The 20,391-nt window shown below is 68.3% G+C and carries 23 protein-coding genes; 16 read left to right on the top strand and 7 right to left on the bottom strand.

Annotation, left to right across the window (positions count from 1 at the left end):
- Positions 1-13: 13 nt before the first annotated feature.
- Entirely contained in the window at positions 14-373 is a 360-nt protein-coding gene (locus AB6L24_RS28210; protein ID WP_003992243.1) for an NADH-quinone oxidoreductase subunit A, read from the bottom strand.
- Positions 374-1,243: 870 nt separating this feature from the next.
- Here AB6L24_RS28210 and AB6L24_RS28205 point away from each other — a divergent pair.
- Together AB6L24_RS28205 and AB6L24_RS28200 are read left to right on the top strand one after the other, a co-directional pair.
- Positions 1,244-2,083, top strand: coding sequence for a C40 family peptidase (locus tag AB6L24_RS28205; protein WP_405659793.1), 840 nt, complete (start codon positions 1,244-1,246; stop codon positions 2,081-2,083).
- Between the two features lie 206 nt (positions 2,084-2,289).
- A complete protein-coding gene (locus AB6L24_RS28200; RefSeq protein WP_405659790.1) occupies positions 2,290-3,972 on the top strand; it encodes a recombinase family protein in 1,683 nt (560 codons plus the stop codon).
- Positions 3,973-4,048: 76 nt separating this feature from the next.
- On the opposite strand, the gene AB6L24_RS28195 is transcribed toward AB6L24_RS28200, so the two are convergent.
- On the bottom strand, positions 4,049-4,234 hold the full coding sequence (locus AB6L24_RS28195) for a hypothetical protein (RefSeq protein ID WP_159399602.1): 186 nt from the start codon (positions 4,232-4,234) through the stop codon (positions 4,049-4,051).
- A gap of 476 nt (positions 4,235-4,710) precedes the next feature.
- Between AB6L24_RS28195 and AB6L24_RS28190 the strand changes: the two genes are divergently transcribed.
- Complete coding sequence (locus AB6L24_RS28190; protein ID WP_405659786.1) at positions 4,711-5,709, top strand: LuxR C-terminal-related transcriptional regulator; 999 nt, start codon at positions 4,711-4,713, stop codon at positions 5,707-5,709.
- Here AB6L24_RS28190 and AB6L24_RS28185 read toward each other — a convergent pair.
- Complete coding sequence (locus AB6L24_RS28185; RefSeq protein WP_405659784.1) at positions 5,706-6,134, bottom strand: hypothetical protein; 429 nt, start codon at positions 6,132-6,134, stop codon at positions 5,706-5,708. The two genes, AB6L24_RS28190 and AB6L24_RS28185, sit on opposite strands and share 4 nt — an antisense overlap.
- Before the next feature lie 207 nt (positions 6,135-6,341).
- Between AB6L24_RS28185 and AB6L24_RS28180 the strand changes: the two genes are divergently transcribed.
- The 8 genes from AB6L24_RS28180 (at position 6,342) to AB6L24_RS28145 (ending at position 11,365) form a co-directional block, all read left to right on the top strand.
- On the top strand, positions 6,342-6,491 hold the full coding sequence (locus AB6L24_RS28180) for a hypothetical protein (RefSeq protein ID WP_405659782.1): 150 nt from the start codon (positions 6,342-6,344) through the stop codon (positions 6,489-6,491).
- 13 nt (positions 6,492-6,504) lie between these two features.
- Positions 6,505-6,792 (top strand): hypothetical protein, encoded by a 288-nt coding sequence (locus AB6L24_RS28175; RefSeq protein WP_405659779.1) that lies wholly within the window; start codon positions 6,505-6,507, stop codon positions 6,790-6,792.
- A 251-nt stretch (positions 6,793-7,043) separates the two neighbouring features.
- Positions 7,044-8,045, top strand: coding sequence for a hypothetical protein (locus AB6L24_RS28170; RefSeq protein WP_405663386.1), 1,002 nt, complete (start codon positions 7,044-7,046; stop codon positions 8,043-8,045).
- Between the two features lie 159 nt (positions 8,046-8,204).
- Complete coding sequence (locus AB6L24_RS28165) at positions 8,205-9,026, top strand: hypothetical protein (RefSeq protein WP_405659776.1); 822 nt, start codon at positions 8,205-8,207, stop codon at positions 9,024-9,026.
- Positions 9,023-9,829, top strand: a complete 807-nt coding sequence (locus AB6L24_RS28160; protein WP_405659773.1) for a hypothetical protein — start codon at positions 9,023-9,025, stop codon at positions 9,827-9,829. The genes AB6L24_RS28165 and AB6L24_RS28160 overlap by 4 nt, the downstream gene beginning before the upstream one ends.
- Positions 9,826-10,077, top strand: a complete 252-nt coding sequence (locus AB6L24_RS28155; RefSeq protein ID WP_405659771.1) for a hypothetical protein — start codon at positions 9,826-9,828, stop codon at positions 10,075-10,077. Before AB6L24_RS28160 ends, AB6L24_RS28155 begins: the two co-directional genes overlap by 4 nt.
- Positions 10,074-10,496 carry a hypothetical protein gene (locus AB6L24_RS28150; protein WP_405659769.1) on the top strand — a complete coding sequence of 141 codons (423 nt, stop codon included), beginning with the start codon at positions 10,074-10,076 and terminating at the stop codon, positions 10,494-10,496. Before AB6L24_RS28155 ends, AB6L24_RS28150 begins: the two co-directional genes overlap by 4 nt.
- A complete protein-coding gene (locus AB6L24_RS28145) occupies positions 10,493-11,365 on the top strand; it encodes a hypothetical protein (RefSeq protein ID WP_405659767.1) in 873 nt (290 codons plus the stop codon). The genes AB6L24_RS28150 and AB6L24_RS28145 overlap by 4 nt, the downstream gene beginning before the upstream one ends.
- 312 nt (positions 11,366-11,677) lie before the next feature.
- Here AB6L24_RS28145 and AB6L24_RS28140 read toward each other — a convergent pair whose 3' ends face one another.
- Positions 11,678-12,583, bottom strand: a complete 906-nt coding sequence (locus AB6L24_RS28140; protein ID WP_405659765.1) for a restriction endonuclease — start codon at positions 12,581-12,583, stop codon at positions 11,678-11,680.
- A gap of 344 nt (positions 12,584-12,927) precedes the next feature.
- Here AB6L24_RS28140 and AB6L24_RS28135 point away from each other — a divergent pair, with 344 nt between their 5' ends.
- Both AB6L24_RS28135 and AB6L24_RS28130 read left to right on the top strand, forming a co-directional pair.
- Positions 12,928-13,374 (top strand): helix-turn-helix domain-containing protein, encoded by a 447-nt coding sequence (locus AB6L24_RS28135; protein WP_405659763.1) that lies wholly within the window; start codon positions 12,928-12,930, stop codon positions 13,372-13,374.
- Positions 13,374-14,633: a PBSX family phage terminase large subunit gene (locus AB6L24_RS28130; protein ID WP_405659760.1), complete on the top strand. Its 1,260-nt coding sequence runs from the start codon at positions 13,374-13,376 to the stop codon at positions 14,631-14,633. The genes AB6L24_RS28135 and AB6L24_RS28130 overlap by 1 nt, the downstream gene beginning before the upstream one ends.
- On the opposite strand, the gene AB6L24_RS28125 is transcribed toward AB6L24_RS28130, so the two are convergent.
- Positions 14,610-14,978: a hypothetical protein gene (locus AB6L24_RS28125; RefSeq protein ID WP_405659757.1), complete on the bottom strand. Its 369-nt coding sequence runs from the start codon at positions 14,976-14,978 to the stop codon at positions 14,610-14,612. The genes AB6L24_RS28130 and AB6L24_RS28125 overlap by 24 nt on opposite strands.
- Before the next feature lie 102 nt (positions 14,979-15,080).
- On the opposite strand from AB6L24_RS28125, the gene AB6L24_RS28120 reads away from it, so the two are divergent.
- Positions 15,081-16,556 (top strand): phage portal protein, encoded by a 1,476-nt coding sequence (locus tag AB6L24_RS28120; protein WP_405659755.1) that lies wholly within the window; start codon positions 15,081-15,083, stop codon positions 16,554-16,556.
- A gap of 4 nt (positions 16,557-16,560) precedes the next feature.
- Here AB6L24_RS28120 and AB6L24_RS28115 read toward each other — a convergent pair whose 3' ends face one another.
- Positions 16,561-17,733: a hypothetical protein gene (locus AB6L24_RS28115; protein WP_405663628.1), complete on the bottom strand. Its 1,173-nt coding sequence runs from the start codon at positions 17,731-17,733 to the stop codon at positions 16,561-16,563.
- On the opposite strand from AB6L24_RS28115, the gene AB6L24_RS28110 reads away from it, so the two are divergent.
- Positions 17,656-19,899, top strand: coding sequence for a phage minor capsid protein (locus tag AB6L24_RS28110; RefSeq protein ID WP_405659753.1), 2,244 nt, complete (start codon positions 17,656-17,658; stop codon positions 19,897-19,899). The two genes, AB6L24_RS28115 and AB6L24_RS28110, sit on opposite strands and share 78 nt — an antisense overlap.
- Positions 19,900-19,912: 13 nt before the next feature.
- Positions 19,913-20,080 carry an Rmf/CrpP fold protein gene (locus tag AB6L24_RS28105; RefSeq protein ID WP_405659750.1) on the top strand — a complete coding sequence of 56 codons (168 nt, stop codon included), beginning with the start codon at positions 19,913-19,915 and terminating at the stop codon, positions 20,078-20,080.
- On the opposite strand, the gene AB6L24_RS28100 is transcribed toward AB6L24_RS28105, so the two are convergent.
- Positions 20,077-20,391, bottom strand: coding sequence for a hypothetical protein (locus AB6L24_RS28100; RefSeq protein WP_405659748.1), 315 nt, complete (start codon positions 20,389-20,391; stop codon positions 20,077-20,079). The genes AB6L24_RS28105 and AB6L24_RS28100 overlap by 4 nt on opposite strands.

Below are 20,391 nucleotides of genomic sequence, written 5' to 3'. Positions count from 1 at the left end.
GCTCAGTGGCTCCTCAGTCCCATTCCAGACCGCCGCGCCGCCAGACGTACGCGTAGGCGACGAAGACGGTGAGCACGAAGAGCAGCATCTCCACGAGCCCGAAGATCCCGAGGGCGTCGAAGGTGACGGCCCAGGGATAGAGAAAGACGATCTCGATGTCGAAGACGATGAAGAGCATCGCCGTCAGGTAGTACTTGATGGGGAAGCGCCCGCCACCGGCCGGCGTGGGGGTCGGCTCGATCCCGCATTCGTAGGCCTCGAGCTTCGCGCGGTTGTACCGCTTTGGACCGATAAGCGTGGCCATGACCACGGAGAAGATCGCAAAGCCTGCCCCGAGGGCTCCCAGTACGAGGATGGGCGCATAGGCGTTCACCGCTCCTCGCTCCTCTCAGTCGGCACTGACTGCTGGCGGTTGCATCGGACTCGCGAGGATCGCCCACACGCGAAGATCGCTTACATGTGAAGCAGGTCACAAGCCCAACTGCCCCGCATCTTATGCCTGCCGGTCTGTGATCTGCGACACGGGGTACGACAACGACTTTGTGATCTCCACCACCTGACGAAGGATCATGAAGTCGGATGAGCGGTGATCTTCGTACGCGAAGCGCCTGAGTGATCACCAGAGGTGACATCCTGACGCGTAAGGCCTGGTCGAGGCGGGGTTGCACTATCAAGAGATGGCCGCTACAGGCAAATTGGTGCTGGACGTGAGCGCTTGATAGAGGAGCGCGTTCACACTTTGGCGGCAGAGATGTGGACGAGTGTGGACGTGTGCACCGATTCACGAGTCGGGCACCGCGTCCCACGGGTCGAGCGCCGCGGCACGCCACAGGTCGGCCACCGCGTCACCCGCGCGCAGGTGACGCGGGCATCAGCTTCACCACGCACGCGCGCACGCGTGCGCGAGGGAGCCGACGGCACTGATGTGCGAGCGGAAGATCTCGGCCCGGTCTCGGTGAGGTCTCGGGGAGGTTCATCGCGCCACCCGAGGTGACCTGCGCCACACGCGAACTACCGGCCAAACAACCGGGCTTGGCCAACCGGCACAGGGGGTGGTAGTCCAAGGGCAATTCGGACGTAACGCGGAAAACCCATGATCACAGGCGTGATCACGACTGTCCGCATTGCCCGTTACGGCGTCAATAAGATGCGACACGCCCGGGATTCAGCCGCACGCCGGGCAACTGTGGCGCAGCACACGTTTCTTGAAGGGAACCCGGTGTCCCTGATAGCGGTTGTTCTCATGTCCCACACCGCTCACATACCCAGCCACCGGAAGCCCCGCCGCAGCGCGTCGAAGATGGCTCTGCGCGCCGGAGTTGCCGGTGGCGTCCTCAGCACCCTGGCAGTGGCCGCCGCCGCTGGTACGGCGAACGCCGCCGAGCCGGTGACCGAGACCATCGAGCTGCCCACCCTGACCGCCGATGTGTCCGCGCAGATCGCCCAGTCCGCTGACGCGACGGCCCAGACCGCCGACAGCTACGAGGCCCGCGCGCAGCAGGACGCCGCGGCCGTCAAGGCTGCCAAGCAGGCAGCCAAGGACCAGGTGGAGGCCGAGAAGAAGGCGGAGGCCAGGAAGAAGGCCGAGGCCAAGGCCAAGGCCGAGCGTGAGGCCGCGCAGGAGCGCGCCGCGCGGGACTCCGAGCGCACGCAGCTCAGCACGTCCTCCGCGCCCTCCGGTGGCGGCTCCTCCGCCACGCCGTCCTCCAACAACTCCGCTCCCGCCAGCGGCAGCGTCGGCACGGTCATCAGCTTCCTGAAGGCGCAGCTCGGCGACGCGTACGTCATGGGTGCCTCGGGCCCCAACGCGTGGGACTGCTCCAGCCTCGTCCAGGCCGCCTTCAAGCAGGTCGGCGTGGACCTGCCGCGCGTCTCCCAGGCCCAGTCGACGGCCGGCACCCCGGTCTCGCTCTCCAACCTCCAGGTGGGCGACATCGTTTACTGGGGCAGCGCGGGCTCGGCGTACCACGTCGGTGTGTACATCGGTAACGGCCAGTACCTGGACGCCGCGAACCCCGGCAAGGGCGTCGTGATCCAGGACCTGTCGGGCTACCCGGCCTCGGGCGCCGTGCGCGTCCTCTGACGGCTTTCGCGTACGTCCACGGCGTACGCACGAAGGGCCGGAACCCCCCAGCGGGGTTCCGGCCCTTCGGCGTGCGTACCGGGACGGCCCAGGGGCTCCCCGGCGCCCCACGTGCGTCCACGCGGGGCCCAGGGGCCAGGTCAGGCCTTCGGGGCCACCTTGGTTCTTCCGAGTTAGGGACATACTTGGGAGAACTGGGGGTGCCTATGAACCTGGAGAGCTTGAAGGGACTAAGGGGAGGGCTGTACGCGCGGAAGAGCGCGTACCGCGGGAAGACGAAGAGCCAAGGGCGATCCGTACGCGAGCAGCTCGACGCGGGGCAAGCGGATGCGGATCGCTTCGGCGTCCCGATCGTCAAGGAGTTCGTCGACGACGATAGGTCTGCCTCGATCTACCGCGCCCGGGAGCGCGAAGAGTTCGAGAGCATGATCGAGTGGATCAACAAAAAGCGGCTCGACATCGTGTTCGCTTGGGCATCCACCCGTCTTCAGCGAGACCTTGCTGTGTACGCGCGACTCCGCGACGCCTGTGCGGCCAACGGTGTCTTGTGGTGCTACGGCGGCAAGGTCTACGACCTGACTAATAAGGATGACCGGCTACAAACTGGACTGCATGCCCTGCTCGGCGAGAACGAAGTCGAGGAGATGCGTAACAACGTCCTTCGGACGTTGCGAGCCAACGCCGCGAACGGGCGCCCTCACGGGCAGGAGGGGTATGGGTACCGTCGCGTTTACGACCCTCGGACCCGCGCCTTGCTGAGGATTGAGGTCGAGCCGAGCGAGGCGAAGATCATCGGTGAGTTGTGCAAGAGGGTTGCGGCCGGTGATGCCTACTCAGTAATCGCGCGCGACTTCAACCTGAGGGGTGTAGTGCCCCCTGCTCGGCAGTGGCGCAAGGAGCACATTGGGCGCCTGGCTGTATGGCGTGATGATCTGCCCGAGAATGTACTGATACACCCTGAGTGGGTTCAGCGGATCAAGGATCATGCGCACTTGCAGGCCGAGGTGCAGCAGCGCCTGAAGGAGGGCGAAGAGGCGCTTTCCGTTTCGCAGGACTTCAACGAGCGGCAGGAGCCTTTGCTTCTTGCCCGGTGGCATGCGGCGACGGTCGTGGACTACGCGAGCCATCCTCGTTACATCGGTGTCCGCACTCACCATGGCAAGGCGACCGCCGAGGGGGTGTGGCCGAAGATCGTGAAGAAGTCCACCCATGCACGCTGCTTGGCGATCATCAAGGAGCGGAAGCGGAAGCCGCATAACTCACGCCCGGGACGTGCCGTGAACTGGCTCTCGGGAAGCATGGTCTGCGACGTGTGCTCGGTTGAAGTTGGTTCGGGACGTAACGCGTCGGGGCCCTACTACCGCTGCATGCAGCCGAAGGTCGAGGGCAAGTACGGCGGTAAGGGCTACCACGTGTCCGCTACGACCGGCCCGATAGACGAGTACGTCGAGGAGAGGCTGTTCGAGTGGCTCTCTTCGCCGCAATTCGTCGAGGCGTACACCAAGGGCGATGACGAGCTGATGAAGCAGGCAGCAGAGGCAGACGCCGAGGTCGCGTTGCTTCGGGGCCGTTTGCAGGAGTTTCGCGAGAGTGCCATCGACGGCAAGACATCCGCAGAGACGCTTGCCGTGGTCGAGGCGGGCCTACTGCCAAAGATCGAGGAAGCCGAGAGCGCGGCGAAGGCGCTGAAGGCACCCTCTTTGGTGCGGGACTTGGTGGCGGCGACTCCCGAGGAAGTCGCTGCTGCGTGGGCAGAGGTGCCGATGGCTCAGCGCCGCCTCGTCGCCGAGACGCTGCTCGACATTCGCTTGCGGAAAGCCCCGAGAGGTGGGCACATGCCGGTTGAGGACCATGTGGTCGTGACGCCGCGATTGCCTGCGGCGGCATAGCAGCGCAACACATTGGGCCGCGCGGAGCATTCCGCGCGGCCCTGATGTTGGTTCGGCGCTCCCAGTGGCACGCGTGCTACCGCAGTGTGGGGGGCTGCTGCGCGGCAGGGCTACCACCGAGGCCGTTGAGTGCGAGTTCGAGGGCTGCGGCACCGTGGGGGGTGATGTGCCGGTCGTCCATCGCGATGGTGAGGTCTTCAGCGGTTGCTCGTACGAGGGCGGGTGCGCCGTCGTCGAGGCGGGTTCGAATTACGTTGATCACGTTCGCCCCCCTTGCGCCGTGCGCCTCGGTGGAGGGGCGTGCGCGTTCCTGGCGTGCTTGATGCGGTGTGGCGGGCAGTTAGCCCCACGAGGTGTCGCCGCTGGCCTGCGAGGCGCGATCGGCCATTTGGGGGGTGGCGCTTGCGGCCGGATCTACGTCGGAACCGGGCGAGCCCCAAGAGGTGTCGTCGGTAGGGGTGCCCCAAGAGGTGTCGGCGCGGATGCTGTGGCTCGGCTCGTCGGGGGTTGTGAGGGTGTAGCCGGTTGCAAGTGCAGCGGCGAGCAGGAGGGGTGCGAGGAGCTTCCGGAATTTGTTGGTACGGACCATGCTTGGCCTCCCCTTCGGTGTGGTGTTGCCTATCGAACAGTCGTGCGGCATATGCCTCTACGAAGGGTTACGCTCCATGTTCAATGGGTCAACATTCAAGCGAACTGCCAGGTAAAACACCGGAAGTTCAAGAAGACGAAGGGTCAAAAGTGGACAATCCGGTGGTCACTTCGACTGCACAAGCCCTTCACGACTCGCTCGCAATGTCCGAGTGCGAACGGGAGTTGTACCGGCACATTGCCGACGGGGGACTCGTCCACCGGCACACGCCCGAGCTCGACAAACTGCTCGCTCTGGGCCTGGTCATCCGTGAGCCTCTGCAAGAGGGGCGCTACCTGCTGGTGCCTGCGGGGCGGGTCGCCCGGCGGCTGCTGAAGACAGAGAGTGACGCACTCGGGCAGTCCGTCGCCCGGATCGCTGAGATACCGGCGCTGATTGCTGATCTGCGGTCGATGAACCCCCGCGAGGAACCGCGGGGGGAGATGGCCGTTCAGTGGCTGGACGGCGTGGACGCCGTCAACGAGGCCATCGCCACGGCAGTCGACGCCGCCACCACCGAGATCCTGGCTGCGCAGCCGGGTGAGCGCCCCCGCACGGTGCTGGAGAAGTCGATGTTCCGCGACGCTGACGCCCTGCGCCGGGGCGCGGCCATGCGGACGCTCTACCACGTGAGCGCACGCAGCAACCCGGCCGTACGACAGCGGGTCGACGTCATGTCCCCGCTCGGCGGCGCCTACCGCACGCGTAGTGCGATGTTCATGCGCTGCGTGGTCATGGACCGGCGGTTCGCCGTCGTCGCCGACCATGCCGAGGGCCGGCCAGTCACCGCAGGCGGGTACGTCGTGCGCTCACCAGCCATCTGCGCTTTCATCGCCGACTCTTTCGAGTTGGAGTGGACGCGGGCCGAGGACTGGTACGCCGACCCGTCCGAAGAGGGCATCGTGACGACGCAGATTCAGCGCACCATTCTGCGCATGCTCCACAGCGGGCATGATCAGCAGCAGGCAGCGTCACTGCTCGGGTACAGCACCAAGACTGTGAACACGCATCTGCGGCGGCTGTGCAAGGAGTTGGGGTTCGCCACGGTCTATCAGCTCATGGCGTGGTGGGGCTCCCCGGCCGCGAGCGCCGAGCGCGAGCTCGACTAGGCGCCGGAGCGGCCACCCTCCGGCGCGGGCCCGTCGCCGGACGCGAACTGCGCCAGGACTTCACGGACCCTGGGCATGTCCTTGGCAGCGAGGCCCGGCACATGCACAACCACAACCGTCGCATCCGACGTCGAGGCGTTCAGCGGGTCGTCTGCGACGAGGCCGACGTATTCCTCGGCGACAGCGAGCTGCACCGTGCGCAGCGGCACGCCCAGGCCTGCGGCGAAAGCGCGTACGACCTTGCGCTCAATCCGGATGGGTTGCCCGTCGGACACCTTCCAGACTGTTGACGGCGAGATCGCGTGTCCGCTCGCGGGGTCCACGGCGCCCGCAGCCAGCTTCCGGAAGGTCATCCCTTTAGGCCTGAGCGCCTCGCGCACAAGATCGGCGAAGGGAGTTCCGGCGCCCTCTTCCGGCTCCGTCACGTTCCCGCTCCTGTTCTCGTCGAGAAACACAAACGCTGCCATCTAAGCAGTCATCACCTGCGCTGAACACCCCGAGATGTGCGTTGACGTGCGCATCCGCGCCACTTACGGTTGATCGTGTTCGAGAACAGAAACAGGCGTATGGCCCGTACGGCCAGCGTCTATGCCTGTGACTGTTCGAGTTCTCACACGCATGGAAGGGGAGCCATGGCCAACCGGGTGCCGCAGATCACGCCGCCCGATGCCAACGAATGGCCGGAGCCGACGCCCGAGCAGCTCGACCTCGTCCGCCGAGTTCTCGCCCCGCACATTCACCGCGCCCGCGCCGAGCAGGCCGAGCAGCCGAAGGCAGCATGAGGGAGATCAGCACGTGAGCGACGTCGAGTTCATCGGGCCACCGCCCCAGCACAAGTACACCAAGCACGCACTCATCGCCGCGAAGTTGCGCGAGCGGCCAGAGGTGTGGGGCGTGGTGCGCAAACCGACATCGATCGGCCGCGCCTCGTCCGCGGCACAGGCCATCAAGACTGCACGCTTGGCCGCGTATGCGCCCGCGGGCTCGTTCGAGGCCGTCGCGTGCACGGTCCTCATCGGCAAGGGCAAGCGTCAGCGCAAGGAACACCACGTCTACGCCCGGTATGTGGGCGGTACGAAGTGACCGCCGCGCAGCAGAGGCCGCCCCTGTTGACGCCCGCCAGGGTTGTCGTCGCTGCGCCGTATCTGCCGCGCGAGCAGGAGCCCGCCGCCCGCCGCGCGGGCGTTGGCGACCCCGATGTCGCCTCAGGCGTTCCGGCGGAGTTCACCGGGTGTCCTGAGACCACCGAGCAGGGATGCGAGGCGGACTTGGCCAAGCAGGACACCCCGGCCCTGCGCTTGCTGTCACTCGGGGCAGGAGTCCAGTCCACGACACTGCTTCTCCTGGCCGCCGAGGGGCGTCTGCCTCGCATCGACGGCGCCGTGTTCTCAGACACGGGATGGGAACCGCGCGCAGTCTATGAACACCTAAACCGCCTCGAACGCGAGGTCGCCGAGCCCGCCGGTATCCCGATCTACCGCGTGTCTGGGGGCAACATCCGCGATGACGCCCTCGACCCCGCGCACCGGTTCGCCTCGATGCCCCTGCACGTGCTCGGGCCGTGCCAGGTCTGCACCGGGCACAAGGACGACGTACCAGGGCGTGTGGAGGATCTAACAGGCGAGGTCGACGGCCGGACGTACGAGCGGTACTCCGGCGTCTGCCCACGCTGCAAGGGCAGCGGGAAGCAAGAGGGGCTCTCCCGGCGCCAGTGCACGAGTGAGTACAAGTTGAAGCCGATCAAGCGCCAGGTTCGCCGACTGCTCGGCTACCCCCACCCCACCCGCGTGCCGCGGGGCGTGTTCGCCGAGCAGTGGATCGGAATCAGTCGCGATGAGTTCCACCGCGCCAAAGACTCCGGCATCCGCTACCTGTGCAGCGTCTTTCCCCTGCTTTACCTCGGCGGGGCTGCGGACGGGCGCGAGGGCTGGACCCGCGACGACTGCGCACGCTACCTCCGCTCGCGCGGCTGGGAGTCGACGCCCAAGAGCGCCTGCGTAGGGTGCCCGTTCTCGGGCAACTCCCGGTGGCGCCTGCTTCGCGATCACTTCCCCGATGAGTGGGCCGACGCCGTCGAGTTCGACCACGCCATACGAACGGGCAACGCCCGCGGTACGGCGATGGGCCACGCAATGCGGGGCGAGGCGTTCCTGCACCGTTCCAAGAAGCCCTTGGACCAGGCCCCGATCGACCGCGTCACGGCACACGAGTGGTCCAAGCGGCAGACCGATGTCTTCGGTCAGGTCGCCGACGCCGAGCTCGACGAGGACCCCGAGGGGTGCTCGCCCTGGACGTGCCGCGCCGAGGACCACCTCGACGACGAACTCGCCGCATGATCTGCGGGCACTGGATCGGCCCCGAACGCCGCCCGTGCCGCGCCATCGACGGTGTACGCCGCTACCTGACCGGCTACCGCTGCCCACTGCACACCCCCGCCGCCCTCGCCCACCGGCCCGAGCCCCCAGGGTCGCCAACGCCTGTAAGGAGACGGACTGTTGAGCCTCGACGCCATGGATTGGGTATGGACGCGGTCGACCGCCCGCGGCACCGCCCGCATGGTGTTGCTCGCCATCGCAGACAAGTGCCCTGATGATCAGTGCACCGCCTACGCCGGTACGACCATGCTCGTGCAGCGCAGCGGCGCGGCCCGTTCGTCCGTGATCCGTGCCGTCGACCGGCTGCTCGTCTCGGGCGAGCTCAAGGTCTCCGAGGACCGTCGCGGGCCGCGCGGTGAAACCGTCTACCAACTGCCGCACGCCGTAGGCCACGTGCGGGCCGATTCCGATACGCCCGTGTACGGGGGTCCGAAATCGCGACCGGTAGCGAATCCGGACCGGTCCGAGAACGAGACCCCGGGGGGTAGCGAAACGCGACCTGAGGGGTCGCAGAACGAGACCCCCAGGGGTAGCGATCTGAGACCCCAGAACGCATATGAACGCAAGCACCAAGCAGAACAGCAGCCCCGCGCGACCCGGTCCCCGCTGATACCCGAACTGCGCCCTCTCGCCGACGCGCTCGCCGCGGCCGATATCAACGTCCGGTGGTCGCTCGGTCTCGGCGAGCAGCGCGACCTCTGGCAGCTTGTGAAGGCGCACGGCGTCGAGGCTCTCGTCGGCCTCGCCGCCCGCCGCACCGCCCCCGGTACCGAGGCCAAACCGGCCCGCTACTGGCTCAAGGTCTGGGGCGACCTCGACGACTCCCCCGCCGCCCGCCCCGGCCCGAACGTCGTACCCCTTCGCGCCGCGCCCGCCGCCTACAGCGACAACCTCGCCGCGGGCCTCGCGCTCCTCCAGTCCCAGAAAGGCGCCACCTCATGACCGACGAGCAGATCGCCGCCCTTCTGTCGTTCGCACGCCCCCACGACAGCCGCGTGCGCCGCGCCCTCGCCGACCCGCAGCAGTCCGCGCGCACCATCGCCGAATGGACCCGCGTCCTGGCGGACGTGCCCGCAGTCCTCCCCGAAGTCCGTTGGGATGCCTCGCACGCCGTACGCCGCTACTACGAGCGTCGCGGCGGTGACCTCTCCGCGCAGTTCCGTGCGATCGAACCGCACGACGTACTCGCCGCGTGGGCCGCGCACCGGGCCGAGCTCATGCAGCGCCACACCGACCCCGTACCGGTCGCCGACCCGGACGATCCGCAGGCGTGGCGCGAGGAACTGCTCGGCACGCGCACCGCCGTCGCCCACGGGCAGCAGCCACCCGCCCAGCACCGGAACGAGATCAACCCCGCCGGACAGAAGCGTCTCGCCGCACTCGTCTCCGGTGTCGGCAACGGCCCCCGCCGGTACATGCCGGCAGATGTCGCCGAGCAGCTCGCCGAGTTCAGAAAGGCCCGAGCAGCCCGCGAGGCCGCCGCCGCGGATGGGCAACCCAACCCCTACGCCGACAAGTGCACTTGGTGCGGCGCCGAGCCCGAGAAGCCGTGCCGTACCGGGTACCGGCCCCGGGGCAAGGGCCGCGGCATCCGCGTGACGCCGCACCCCTGCCGTATCGATGCCGCCACCCGCGCCGCCGAGCGGGTCGAGGACGAGCAGCAGCGTCTCGCCCGCCTCATGTCCACCCCGCCCGCCCCACGCGAGTGCCGCGCCCGCCACACGTCCGGAGGAGACCGCCCGTGACCCCCGCCGCCGTGCGCGACACGATCGCTGCCCACCTGACCGACGCACTCGACGTGCAGCCCCACCTCGCCACACTCACCGCGGCCGAGCTACTCGACCGTCTCGCGATCGAGGGATGGGAGATCACCACCACCGAGCACGCGCGACCGGTCGCGCCTCGCGCGCGGGAGAACCGCGGCGCTCGGCGCCTGTTCGTTCGCCTGCCCGGCCGTACCCGCACCACATCGCACGAGGGGGACGCACGATGACCCGAACCGACTCCCGCCGCGACCGGCGCGAGCAGCGGCAGATCGCCCGCGACACCCGCCGCGAGCGTCTGCGTGCCCTGCTCACCCACGCCGACCACGGCACCCTCACCCCCGAGGACTCTGCCGCTCTGCGCGCCGCCGTCGAGGCCGAGGTCGCCGAGAACGAGACGCACCGCCGCAGCGCGGGCGGCCATCAGGCGGCGTCCATGCGGCTGCACCGCACCCTCGCCGCCGCCGACACATGCCTCGTCGAGACCGAGACCGACCGCGATCTGTACGCCGCCCGCCTCGCCCACGTCGAGCAGCTCGTCGACGCCCTCGCCGCGCGTCTGCCCGTCGGCGAGCAGCAGTTCGTCGAGGACATACGGCACGCGTGCACCGGCCGCGAGCAGGGCCTCAACACTGGGGGGCGCCGATGACCTACGCCCGCGCGGTGCACGAGACCGTCGCCGCCCTGCGCACGGTCCGGGAGCAGTGGGCCGAGCTGCTGCTCGCCATCGAGACCCCGCCCGCGGACGTGTGGCCCCCGCGGCAGCTCACCCACACCATGCGCGCCGCCGACGACGAGCAGCTCGTCGTCGAGGACCGGGCGCCGCTCGTGCTGCGCGAGCACCCCGCCCCGCTGAACGTAGATGCGCTCGACACCGGGCGCGCCGTCGAGCGCGCCGTGTTCGACCTCGCCGACACCCTCGCTGCCGCCGTCCAGACCCGCGCACCGCGCGGTCGTGACGCGCGGCGCTGGGACTTCGCCGACCCTGGTGCCGCCAATATCCGACACGCCCACGGGAGCCGGGCGCATGGTCTGCACTTCGCGTGCGTGTGGGTCGAGGGCCGCGTGCTCGACGAGGACACCGAGCCCGAGCAGCAGCTCGACGGCACCCTCGCCGCACCCCCGTTCGCTCCCCTGCCCCCGCATCTGCTGCACGAGGCGCGGCGTACTGCGCGGATCGCCCAGGGGCGCCTACTGCGCACCCTCGGCCTCGACGCGCGCAGCACCCTGGTGCCGGATCGGGCGTGCCCGTGGTGCGGCGGCGACCTTGAGCTGCACACCGGGCCGGAGACTGCGCCGAGCGTGAGCTGCTCGACGGGATCGGAGTGCACCGCGCCCGTGCCGCTCGATGAGAAGCGACGGCGTGTGTGGGGGTGGGAAGCCTTGCCGAAGCTGGTGACCGCGCTTGATCTTGAGGGACGGATCGCCACACGTTGCCGCATGACGGTGGGCGGCCCTGGACAGGGCCAGGGCCGCCCATTAGCTAGCGGCGCTGCCACCACCAGATCGCAGCGGTAACCAACGCGGCGCCAAAAGCCCCTGCGGCCCCGCGCACCGCGGCGAATGCTGCGGTGCGCGCCAGCCGCCGTCCGGACCTACGGGAGGGCGGGCGCCGTTTGGGCTTGGGCGGCTTGTCCGTGTCGGTCGTGGAGGCGTTGTCGATGTCGGAGTCGGACATACTGATACCTGCTCCTGTCTGCTAAGGGCGAGAGCGCGGGCCACCCGCGGCGCCTGGAAACAATGCGGGTGGCCTGCAAAGACTTCATGAGGGCGAGAGGTCCTCGCTTCTGACTGGTTGGCTCGGCCTCTGTGCGTGGCCGTTGCGACTCATCAACCAGGACTCTGGGCGTAGCCGTCCCCTTCCGGCCAGATGACTTTGATCTCGACCGATGTGCAAAGGTCGAGAAGGTCCTCCTCGGGCTTGGAGGGCACGAGAAGAGCAAGACCGCTCGGCGACGGAATGATGTGCCGGCGGTAGTCGAAGAGCTGACCGATAGCTAGGCGGATGGCGTCTCGGTGAACCGTGCCCTTCGCCTCGATCAAGACCTCGTCGGTGACGTCGTAGATGTCGGTGTAGAGGGCCTTGAGGACTCCACGAGGGATGATCTTGTGTCGGACTACGTCGTGCCCTTCGCTGCGGAGGTGCTCGACGTAGTCCCGGACGAGTGACGCCTCCCGACGCTCTGCCTCATACGGCTCCCGTGACGGGTCGACCAGAGCGCGTTCGGTGTGCTGCTGCTCGACGTCGACCGCGAAGACGCTCAGCTCTCGCTCGGGGGTGTGGGGGAGGCGCGCTCCCTTGTGAAGTGCGGCATCCACCGGGCGCAGCCGGAACATGATCACGCTGCGGAGTTCGCCGTCCGTGCCGGGGGCGTCGGTGCGGTACCAGGGGTCTTGGGTATCGAGCAGGAACTCGCCGAGGTACTCGACGGTGCCGGTGCCGGCTGCCTGGAACAGGCGCAGCGCACGTCCGTCCTGCTGGTGGTTGAGGATGGAGAGGTTTCCCTGCGTCATCCGCTGGTCGCCGAGCTGGCCCTCGCCGGCGTAGTGGTAGCAGCCGTCCTCGCCCCAGCCGTCGAAGTACCCGTGCTGGCGCCCTTTCGACGGGTCAGTGAAGAGCAGGATGTTGGCCGAGACGCGTGACGGCCCGATACCTCCCTGCCGGCGCCCCCCGTACGCCTCGTGCAGTGCAACGCGCTTGAGCCGGTCCCCCTCCTTCACGCTCCACTCGACCACTCGCTACCCCTGTTTTTTAGGTTCGAAATCGACCCTAAAACTATACCCCACCCTGCGCGAAGCGCCACACGAAGAACTCCCGATGAAATATCGCGGCGCAGCAATTACGTCTGACCCAATTGGGCTTGGCAGCAAGAATCGATCCCCGAGAGCCCTCATATCTGGTCTTTCCAGTCATAACGACTCTGCCTGTGCGCCACGAACGCCCTTGACTCGTTATCGAATCGTGACCTAATGTTGGAGGCGCCTCCGGTGTGCCCGGAAACTTCGGCCCCTCAACCCGTACGCCCCGCCGCACCCCCCGCGGCGGGGCGTACGCATGTCCCGTGTCGGGAGGTGAGCGCGTGGCCGAGCCGATCACTGACCGCGACCACGAGGCCGTCCGCCGTCTTCACGGCGAGGGCAAGAGCCGCAACCAGATCGCGCACGCCATCCGGCGCGGCGCCGCCACCGTCTCAAAGATCGCCGCCGCCGAGGGACTCACCTTCTCCGGTGGCGCTCGCGTCGCCGCAGCCACCGAGGCGCACCGGGCGGACGCTGCCGCACGGCGCGAGCAACTCGCCGACGACGCCCTCGACGGCGCCCTCGGACAGATCGCCAAGACCACCGTCGCCGAGTCCGCGCGCGATGCCCGCGACCATGCCACCGCCGCACGCGCCCTGACCGAAGTGCACGCCCGCGTCGCCGAGCTCGCCCGCCACACCGGCACCGGGACGAGCGGCGGCTCGATGCTCGACCGCCTCGCCGACGCCCTGCTCGGGCAGAGCGGAGGCGATGGCGAGGAGGGCTGATGACCGGCCCCCTGCCGCTGTCCGACAAGCAACTCGACTCCATCCGCTGCGCCACTGCCCGCATCAACATCTGGCACGGCAGCGTGCGGTCGGGCAAAACGATCGCGAGCCTCGTCCGCTTCCTGCTCGCCCTGCGCCGCGCGCCCGCCTCAGGCCTGGTCGTCATCGTCGGGCGCAGCTTGCAGACGATCGAACGTAACTGCCTCGATGCCCTCGCCGACCCCCTGCTGTTCGGTGACGTTGCCGCCGAGGTGCACCACACCCGTGGCGCCACCACCGCGATGATCCTCGGGCGCGTTGTGCACCTCGTCGGCGCCTCGGACGCGAGGGCCGAGGGACGGCTGCGTGGCATGACCGCGGCGCTCGCCTACTGCGACGAGGTGACGCTGCTCCCGGCGGCGTTCTTCCGGCAGTTGCTCGCCCGCCTGTCCGTCCCCGGCGCGATGCTCGTCGGGACGACGAACCCGGACTCGCCGAAGCACTGGCTGCGCACCGAGTACCTCGACCGCGCGCACGAGCTCGACCTCGCCGAGTTTCACTTTCAGCTCGCCGACAACCCGTCGTTGTCGCCTGAGTATGTCGCCGCTCTGGCCGCGGAGTTCACCGGCCTGTGGCGACGTCGCATGATCCTGGGCGAGTGGGTCGTCGCCGAGGGCGCGATCTACGACGCGTACGACGAGCAGCAGCACGTCGTCGACGAGCTGCCCACTATGCGCCGGTACTGGTTGGGTGTGGACTACGGCACGACCAATCCGTTCGCCGCGGTCCTGCTCGGCCTCGGCGACGACGACCGCCTGTATGTGGTGAGCGAGTGGCGCCACGACTCGCGCGCAGCCCACCGGCAGATGACAGATGCCGCGTACTCCGGCGCGGTGCGTGCCTGGCTCGACGGGCGCCACGCCGTCCCGGAGTGGACGTTCATCGACCCGAGCGCGGCGAGCTTCCTCGTGCAGCTCTGGACCGACGGTCACCCCGGGGTGACACGGGCGAATAACGCGGTGCTCGACGGCATCCGGTCCGTCTCCGTGGCTCTCGACTCCGGCCTGCTGCGCATCCACCGCTCATGTGCGGGGCTGCTCGGCGAGCTGCCCGCCTACGTATGGGATGAGACGGCCGCTGCCCGCGGCGAGGACAAGCCCGCGAAGGTCGACGATCACTCGGTCGACGCGCTGCGCTACGTCGTCCACTCCACCGCGCACGAGTGGCGCCACCTCCTGACCGCATCTGCCTCGTGTTCAGCCGCCACGCTTCCTACCTAGGTCCCATCCCAGGAAAAGCACCGCAATGATCATGAGGCCACCAGCCATTACTAGTGAGCGCGCGTTGACCAGAGTCCCCAAGCCCGCGAGAGCGAAGCCCAGGAAGAACAGGCCGAGCAGAGCATTGCTCTCCTGCGCTTTCATCCGCTCGCTGTGCTCTTGCTGAGCTAGCAGTCGCTCCTCTTCCTCTCGGCGGACCTGGCGCAGGGCCGCAGTCATCTGCTCTTGGAACCGGTCCGACGGCTCAGTGACATTGATGTTCCCGTGGACGTCCCGCGCCTGGATTGACGGCCCATGGATATGGCCGCCGGTGACTTCGTTGAAGGTGTCGTTGCCCCGGTGCATCCGTCGACGGTAGTGCGCGGATGGAGAACCAGCCGCCAAATCGCAGCATTGGTTAGCAACCGTCTGTCCGTTCCCTCCAGCTGTGATTGAAAGGGGGAACTTGTGCCGCTGCCTGCCAACGGCGCCCCGTGGCCGCCACCGCAACTGGCCAAGTTGTACCGCGACATACGCATCGATGATGCGTGGTACAGCGGCGATCATGACAAGCTGACTCGGGTCTACCGCGACAACGAGCTGCGCAAGGACGGGCGGCGCCGGCTGTGGTCGCGTGACCGCGACGTGCACCAGGGCAAGCGCGACACCCGTCTGCACATCCCGCTCGCCGGCGACATCGCGACCGCGTCCGCGGACCTGCTCTTTGCCGAGCCCCCGACGTTCACAGTCGCCGCCCCTCGGACGCAGGATCGGCTCGACGAGGTCGCCGAGGCTGACGGGATCGCGAACACCCTGCTCGAAGCGGCCGAGGTCGCATCCGCCCTCGGCGGCGTCTACTTACGCATCACGTGGGATCGTGAGCTCGCCGCCCGCCCGCTGCTCACCGTCGTGCACGCCGACGCCGCCGTTCCCGAATGGCGCTGGGGCCGCCTGGCCACAGTGACGTTCTGGCACGAGCTCGCCTCGGACTCCGCCACCGTATGGCGGCACCTCGAACGGCACTCCCCGGGCCGCATCGAGCACGCGCTCTACCAGGGCACCGCCGACAACCTCGGCGTACGCGTGCCGCTCACGGAGCACCCCGAGGTCGCCACCCTCGCCGACTCGCTCGGCCCCGAGGGCGACTCGATCGAGACCGACATCGACCGGCTGACCGCGGCGTATATCCCCAATATCCGGCCGAGCCGGCGCCACCGCGGCAGCCCGTTCGGACGCTCGGACTATGCCGCCCCGCTGTACGACCTGTTCGATGCTCTCGATACGACGTGGTCGAGTTGGATTCGCGATCTGCGGCTCGCCCGCGCGCGGCTGCTCGTGCCCGACGGATACCTGCGCGATCACGGACCGGGCCGCGGTGCCTCGTTCGATGACGATCGGGAAATCTGGCAGCTCTTGAACATCCCGCCGACCGAGGCAGGCGGAATCACCCTGTCGCAGTTCGCAATCAGGGTCGCCGAACACGCACAGACTGCCGAGGCTGTCACCCGGCAGGCCGTTCTGTCCGCCGGATACTCGGCGCAGACGTTCGGGCTCGGCGACCAGAGCACCGCCGTCACTGCGACAGAGGTCAAGGCGCGTGAGCGGCGCAGCATGACCACGCGAGGCAAGAAGGGGCGGTATTGGTCACCCGAGGTCGCCGACATGCTGCACGTCCTGCTCATGCTCGACCGTGCCCTGTTCACCCCGGGCCTTACAGTCGAGCGGCCCCGGATTGAGTTCGCCCCCGTGGTGAGCGACGATCCCCTGAGCACCGCGCAGACCCTTGCCCTGCTCACTCAGGCCGAAGCAGTCAGTACCGAGACCAAGGTGCGCGCGCTGCACCCGGACTGGGACGAGACCGCAGTGCACGAGGAAACCGACCGCATCCTCGCCGAAACAGGGCAGGCAGTGCCCGACCCGATGCAGGCCGGGCAACTGCTCTGAAACATCAGGCGAGGGTCCAGCCGACGAACTTGTCGCCGTCCTCGTAGACGAGCTCCATTCCGGCATGCGCTACGAGCTCGGCCAAGTCGTCGACCGGCTTATCGGGGAGCATCACGACGAGGCGCGCGTCCTTGTTGGGGATGTGCCGGCTGTAGTCGTGCAACTGTCCAATGGCCATCCGCACGGCGTTACGGCTGTTGCTGCCCTTGAGCTCGTAGAGAACGTTGTCGGTCACGTCGTACAGGTCCGTCCAGAACGTAGCGGTCAGACCCTTAATCCGGATCTTGACGCGCTTCACCTCGTGGCCCTGGCTCTGGAGGAACGCGAGGAGCCGGTCACTCAGCTCCGCCTCCCGCCAGGTGATCTCGACGGCGTCGCTCGCCTTGCGCGTGGCCTTCTTCTTACTGTTCTTCTCCGGCTTAGTGACCTGTCCCGTGGTTACCTCGGCCGGCTTGAGTTCGAGCAGCGTGGGGTCGCTGATCGGCACAGCCGGCACGGTCTCGATGTCGTCCTCGGGCGCCGCGGAGACGAAGTCTTCGGCGACCTGCTCGACCTCGGCCAGCGGACGCAGGCGGAAGACGTAGACCCACCGCAGCTTGTCCTTGTTCTGGTCGAGCGCGCGGCGCCGCACGAACGGCTCGTCGTCGTCGAGCGTGAACTCGCCGAGATACCGGTGCTTCTTGGTTCCGCTGTTGCCCCTGACGTACCCGACGCAGACGAACACCCGTAGTGTGCGGCCCTGTTCGACATGCAGCGCGACGGCCTTGTTCCGGTCGGTCAGCTTCTGGTCACCTTCGACGCCCTGCCCGGTGTACTCGAAGACAGGGCCCTTCTCGTCCTCTTCGGCAATCCACCCATCCTGATAGCCGTAGTCCTTGCCGCTGTCGTGATCCGCATAGATCAGAACGTTGGGGGTCGTGCTGGACGGGATGATGCCGCCCTGAGGGCCGCCGCCAAACATCGCCTGCATGTCCGCGCGCGTAACAACGTCGCCGAGCTTGAGCTGCACAGAGGTCATACTCACGACCGTACCGACCACCGCTGACAGTCCGTCCCAGCTCAGGGTGGGGGGTGCAGTGCCGTGCCCATCCATCCTGGGATGGCTGAGGATCTTTCGGCCGGCGTGCGCGACCTGTACGCCGACGCCGAGCTGCGGCTGCTCGAACTGGTCGCGCACCAACTGGCCGCCGGGTTCGACGCCCCAGGGTGGGCCGTGGCCAAGCTCGCCGCGGTGCAGCCGTTGCGGCGGGCGGCACAGTCCGTCGTCGATGCCCTTGCGTCCGCCATGGAGCTCTCCGTTTTCGATGCGGTCGCCGAGGCGTACGGCGTCGGGGCGCGGGCGGGGCTCGCCGAGCTGGGTGCCCTGTCGGATGCCGGCGTCCGCCGTGCCGCTGGCACCACCCCGAACACGAGGGCGATCGACCGGCTCGCCATCGAGGCCGTGCAACTCGTCACTGCCACGCACCGCGGCATCCTCCGCGCAGTCGAGGACGTCTACCGGAAGGTGGTCGCCGCCGTTTCCGGCACGCCGCTGCTCGGCATCGACACCCGCCGCCAGGCGACTCAGCGCGCGGTGCAACAGTTCGCCGACCGCGGCATCGGCAGCTTCACGGACAGGGCGGGCCGTACGTGGTCAATGACCACCTACGCCGAGATGGCAGTCCGCGCGAGCACCGGGCGGGCCGCCGTCGAGGCGCACACCGACCGTCTGCGCGCCGCGGACCTCGACCTCGTCGTCGTCTCCGACGCCCCGCACGAGTGCCCGCTGTGCAAACGGTGGGAAGGCAAGGTTCTCGCGCTCGCCGGGCCCGACGGTGCCCGCACGGTCGAGGCCGAGCACGCGGTCGAGGACGGCCGCACCGTCCGCGTGCACATCGCCGGAACCCTCGACGAGGCACGGCTCGCTGGCTTGCAGCATCCCAACTGCCGCCACAGCATCAGCGCCTATCTTCCCGGCGTGACCGTCCTGCCCGTCGAGCAGGCCCAGGATCCCGACGGGTACGAGGCCACGCAGCGACAACGGGCAATCGAGCGCACCATTCGCAGGTGGAAGGTGCGCAGTGCCGCTGCGGTCGACCCGGCCGCCAAGCGTGCCGCCGACGCCCGTGTGCGCGTGTGGCAGGGCAAGATGCGCAATCACCTGACCGCGCATCCGGAGCTGCGGCGCAAGCGCGAGCGCGAAGCCATCGGCGCCGGAAACCTCCCCAACCCTCGCCCCGGTCCGCCCGCCACAGCAGTTGAGGCCGCGCGGCTGCGCGCGGGAGACGAGCGCACGGTGGGCGAGATGAGCGAGCAGCAGGTCGCCGACGCGGTCGGTACCGCTCTGCTCGACGGCCGCGACCTTGACCGGGCTGCGGCAGAGCTCGACCGGCGCGACGAGCAGGTGTTGTTCGACCGTGTCCGCCCCGGTGGCGTCCTGGCCGAGGACCTGACCGGTTTCTCGGACCGCGAGCTTGCCCGCGTCCTGGACCGGCTCGACGACGGGCAGGTACTGCGCGTCATGGCTGAGCTCGACCGGCGCGATGTCGCCGCCGCCCTGCCCGGCATCCGCCCGGACCTGGTGGGGCTGTCCGACGAACAGCTCGCCCACCGCGCCCGTCTCGCCACTGACGAGGTCGAGTTCGCCGCGCTCGCCGCCGAGGCCGACCGCCGGCAACTGCTCGCCGTGCTGTTCCCCGGTGGGCGCCTTGCCTCCGATCTTTCCACGTTCGGCGACGAGGTCCTCGCGTGGGCCGTGCGCTACGCGCGCCCCGACGATGCCGCCCAGATCGCTGCCGACTCCGACCGCCGGTATCCGAGCGTGCCGCCCGCCATGGTCGCGCGGGCGACCGTCGACGGCTACCTCGCCAACCGTGCCGCCCTCGACGAGGCCATGCACCCGGTGCGGCTCGGCGATGCGCAGCCCGCAGACCCCGACGAGTGGGGCGTCTACGGACGGGACATCGAGAAGGGGCCCGACGGCACCGAGCACATGTCCGCCGCGGAACGCTGGGCGTACGAGAAGGAACTCGCCGAGCGCGAGGCAGAGATCACGTACACCCGCGCTGAGATTCGCGAGATGTACCAGGAACACATCTACCTGCAATGGCTCGCCGCCGAGGACTACACCCGCGGCAACCTCCTCAACCGCAAGGCCGAGGCCGCAGGCGTCGACCCACGCACCCTGTTCACCGGCCCCGCCCACGTCGCGTACGCACGCGCTTCCGAGGACTTGATCAGGTTCTGGGAAGCCGAGTCCCCCCGCGTCACGTTGGCAGAGTTCACCGAGCAAGTCACCGGCGTACGCAGCGCGGCGGCCGAGACTGCCCGCAACGCGCGCGAGGACCAACGCCGTAGATTCTGACTGGGGGTTAACCGTGAACGTTCGCGAGGCTGCCGTGCGGGCGCAGGAGGCTGGCCAGGCCGCTGCCCGCTCCGGGCGTCCACCGGCGGAGTGCCCTCATACCGGCCGCAGTGGCATCGAGGCGATGCTCCGTATCGCATGGGTACGCGGTTACAGAGCCGCGATCCGTACCGCGCTTTAGGCGCCAACGATCCTCACCCTGGCTTTACGGAACTTATCGCGAATTGCTTCCGCCGCCCGTTTCGCGTCCTCCTCTGAAGTCAGCGCAACCCGCACGACCGTGGGTGAAGTTTCTTCATCTGCCACCTTCGCGACAATCCCATGGGACCTCAGGAGTTGCCTGACATCTGTGCGGTCGACTTCTTCGATGATCAGGATCGATGGCCGTTCCTGCCCGATGGGGAGATCGGACCACCACTCGTTGTCGTGCAGACTCGACCATTCGTTCTCGCCATCAGCACTCGGCCACTCGTTCTCATCACCCTTGCGCAT

The organism is Streptomyces sp. RK9 (genome assembly GCF_045070545.1).
Taxonomy (GTDB): Bacteria; Actinomycetota; Actinomycetes; order Streptomycetales; family Streptomycetaceae; genus Streptomyces; species Streptomyces alboflavus.
This window is presented reverse-complemented; position numbering and strand designations above follow the sequence as displayed.

Coding starts and splice junctions, on each gene's coding strand:
- AB6L24_RS28205 (WP_405659793.1), top strand. CDS start 1,244: ATGTCCCACACCGCTCACATACCCAGCCACCGGAAGCCCCGCCGCAGC.
- AB6L24_RS28200 (WP_405659790.1), top strand. CDS start 2,290: ATGAACCTGGAGAGCTTGAAGGGACTAAGGGGAGGGCTGTACGCGCGG.
- AB6L24_RS28180 (WP_405659782.1), top strand. CDS start 6,342: ATGGCCAACCGGGTGCCGCAGATCACGCCGCCCGATGCCAACGAATGG.
- AB6L24_RS28160 (WP_405659773.1), top strand. CDS start 9,023: ATGACCGACGAGCAGATCGCCGCCCTTCTGTCGTTCGCACGCCCCCAC.
- AB6L24_RS28150 (WP_405659769.1), top strand. CDS start 10,074: ATGACCCGAACCGACTCCCGCCGCGACCGGCGCGAGCAGCGGCAGATC.
- AB6L24_RS28145 (WP_405659767.1), top strand. CDS start 10,493: ATGACCTACGCCCGCGCGGTGCACGAGACCGTCGCCGCCCTGCGCACG.
- AB6L24_RS28130 (WP_405659760.1), top strand. CDS start 13,374: ATGACCGGCCCCCTGCCGCTGTCCGACAAGCAACTCGACTCCATCCGC.
- AB6L24_RS28125 (WP_405659757.1), bottom strand. CDS start 14,978: ATGCACCGGGGCAACGACACCTTCAACGAAGTCACCGGCGGCCATATC.
- AB6L24_RS28110 (WP_405659753.1), top strand. CDS start 17,656: ATGGCTGAGGATCTTTCGGCCGGCGTGCGCGACCTGTACGCCGACGCC.
- AB6L24_RS28100 (WP_405659748.1), bottom strand. CDS start 20,391: ATGCGCAAGGGTGATGAGAACGAGTGGCCGAGTGCTGATGGCGAGAAC.